General features: G+C 62.6%; 3 protein-coding genes. All 3 read left to right on the top strand.

Annotated features, from left to right (window positions below):
- The first annotated feature begins 176 nt into the window (after positions 1–176).
- On the top strand, positions 177–1940 hold the full coding sequence (locus tag AC1DO7_RS40565) for an acetolactate synthase 3 catalytic subunit (RefSeq protein WP_477117509.1): 1764 nt from the start codon (positions 177–179) through the stop codon (positions 1938–1940).
- Positions 1940–2431 (top strand): acetolactate synthase small subunit, encoded by a 492-nt coding sequence (ilvN, locus tag AC1DO7_RS40570; RefSeq protein WP_477117510.1) that lies wholly within the window; start codon positions 1940–1942, stop codon positions 2429–2431. Before AC1DO7_RS40565 ends, ilvN begins: the two co-directional genes overlap by 1 nt.
- Before the next feature lie 91 nt (positions 2432–2522).
- Positions 2523–3164: ketol-acid reductoisomerase (gene ilvC, locus AC1DO7_RS40575; RefSeq protein WP_477117511.1), on the top strand; the 642-nt coding region annotated here is incomplete at its 3' end.

A 3164-nucleotide genomic window follows, 5' to 3' on the forward strand; every position in this document is an offset into this window, starting at 1 on the left:
GCCATGGACCATCCTGATGCAATGCAGTATCATCGTTGGTTCACGACATCAGTGGTTGTCTCATCCGGCCGCTTATGAGGCGGTCTTCCATGCAGACGCGCACCGCTTGAACCCGTGCCACAAGCCCGGCAGAGAGCATCCGAACAATTTTTTGCCGAAAATTGCAAAGGACTGAAATGAACATGCCCAGCGCGGAATTCTCCCACGCAGACAGCAATTCATCTGCCGCACCCGAAATGATCGGGGCGGAAATTCTCGTTCACGCACTTGCCGAAGAAGGCGTCGAGTACGTCTGGGGCTACCCCGGCGGCGCAGTGCTGTATATCTACGACGAGTTCTACAAGCAAAAGAAGATCGAGCACATCCTGGTGCGCCACGAGCAGGCCGCGGTCCATGCCGCAGACGGCTATGCACGTGCGACCGGCAAGGTGGGCTGTGCCCTGGTGACCTCGGGTCCCGGCGTCACCAATGCGGTGACGGGCATCGCCACTGCCTACCTGGATTCGATCCCGATGGTGATCATCACCGGCAACGTGCCGACGCACGCCATCGGACAGGACGCTTTCCAGGAGTGCGACACGGTCGGCATCACCCGCCCCATCGTCAAGCACAACTTCCTGGTCAAGGACGTCCGCGATCTCGCTTCGACCATCAAGAAGGCGTTCTATATCGCCGCGACCGGCCGTCCGGGCCCGGTGGTGGTGGATATTCCCAAGGACGTCTCGCGCAACGCCTGCAAGTACGAGTACCCCAAGTCGATCGACATGCGCTCGTACAACCCGGTGAACAAGGGCCACTCGGGCCAGATCCGCAAGGCGCTCGCGCTGTTGCAGAACGCCGAGCGTCCGTTCATCTACGCGGGCGGCGGGGTGGTGCTGGCCAACGCCAGCGACGAGTTGCGCCAACTGGCGGCGCTGACCGGCCATCCGGTCACCAACACGCTGATGGGCCTGGRCTCGTTCCCCGGCACCAGCAAGCAGTTCGTCGGCATGCTCGGCATGCACGGCACGTATGAAGCCAACATGGCCATGCAGAACTGCGACGTGCTGATCGCCATTGGCGCGCGCTTCGACGACCGCGTGATCGGCAACCCGGGGCACTTCACCTCGCAGCCGCGCAAGATCATCCATATCGACATCGACCCGTCTTCCATCTCGAAGCGGGTCAAGGTGGATATTCCCATCGTGGGCAACGTCAAGGACGTGCTGCAGGAGCTCATCTCCCAGCTGCAGGCCAGCGACGTCAAGCCCAAGCGCGAGGCCCTGGCCCGCTGGTGGGAGCAGATCGAGCAGTGGCGTTCGGTGGACTGCCTCAAGTACGACCGCAATTCCGAGATCATCAAGCCGCAGTATGTGGTCGAGAAGATCTGGGAGCTGACCAAGGGCGACGCGTATATCTGCTCGGACGTCGGCCAGCACCAGATGTGGGCCGCGCAGTTCTACAAGTTCGACGAGCCGCGCCGCTGGATCAACTCCGGCGGCCTGGGCACGATGGGCGTGGGCCTGCCGTACGCGATGGGCATCAAGAAAGCCTTCCCCGAGAAGGAAGTGGTGACCATCACCGGTGAAGGCTCGATCCAGATGTGCATCCAGGAACTGTCGACCTGCCTGCAGTACGACACCCCGGTCAAGATCTGCGCGCTCAACAACCGCTATCTCGGCATGGTGCGCCAGTGGCAGGAAATCGAGTATGACAACCGCTACTCGCATTCCTACATGGATGCGCTGCCCGACTTCGTCAAGCTGGCCGAGGCCTATGGCCATATCGGCATGCGCGTCGAGAAGACGTCCGATGTCGAGCCCGCCCTGCGCGAAGCCTTCCGCCTGAAAGACCGTACCGTGTTCCTCGACTTCCAGACCGACCCGACTGAAAACGTGTGGCCGATGGTGCAGGCCGGCAAGGGTATTTCAGAAATGCTGCTCGGCGCGGAGGACCTGTAATGCGACATATCATTTCGGTCCTGCTGGAAAACGAACCGGGCGCGCTGTCGCGCGTGGTGGGTCTGTTCTCGGCGCGTGGCTACAACATCGAGACGCTGACGGTGGCACCCACCGAAGACGCCTCGCTGTCGCGCATGACCATCGTCACCAGCGGCTCGGATGACGTGATCGAGCAGATCACCAAGCATCTGAACCGCCTGGTGGAAGTGGTCAAGGTGGTGGACCTGACCGAGGGCGCGCATATCGAGCGCGAGCTGATGCTCGTCAAGGTGCGCGCGGTCGGCAAGGAGCGCGAGGAAATGAAGCGTACCGCCGACATCTTCCGCGGCCGCATCATCGACGTCACCGAGAAGACCTATACCATCGAGCTGACCGGCAACGGCGTCAAGCTCGATGCCTTCCTGGACGCCATCGACCGTGCCGCCATCCTGGAGACCGTCCGTACCGGCGGCTCGGGCATCGGCCGCGGCKAGCGCATCCTGAAGGTCTGAACCAGATTGCAGTATCCATGGGCGGCGCCGGCACATGCAGCGTGGCAGCCGCTACCCCGACACACGAAAACGAAAGCTTGAAGGAACCATCATGAAAGTGTTTTACGACAAGGACGCCGACCTCTCCCTGATCAAGGGCAAGAACGTCACCATCATCGGCTACGGCTCGCAAGGCCATGCCCACGCGCAGAACCTGAACGACTCCGGCGTCAAGGTGACGGTCGGCCTGCGCAAGAGCGGCGCATCGTGGAACAAGGCGGTCAACGCCGGCCTGCAAGTGAAGGAAGTGGCCGAAGCCGTCAAGACCGCCGACGTGGTCATGATCCTGCTGCCGGACGAGCAGATCGCCGACGTGTACAAGAACGAAGTGCACGACAACATCAAGCAAGGCGCCGCGCTGGCCTTCGCCCACGGCTTCAACGTGCACTACGGTGCCGTGATCCCGCGCGCCGACCTCGACGTGATCATGATCGCGCCGAAGGCGCCGGGCCACACCGTGCGCTCGACCTACGCGCAGGGCGGCGGCGTGCCCCACCTGATCGCCGTGCACCAGGACAAGTCCGGCGCTGCCCGTGACATCGCCCTGTCGTACGCTACCGCCAACGGCGGCGGCCGCGCCGGCATCATCGAGACCAACTTCCGCGAAGAAACCGAAACCGACCTGTTCGGCGAGCAAGCCGTGCTGTGCGGCGGCACCGTCGAGCTGATCAAGGCTGGCTTCGAGACGCTGGTG

Source organism: Cupriavidus sp. 05N40 (assembly GCF_056397305.1).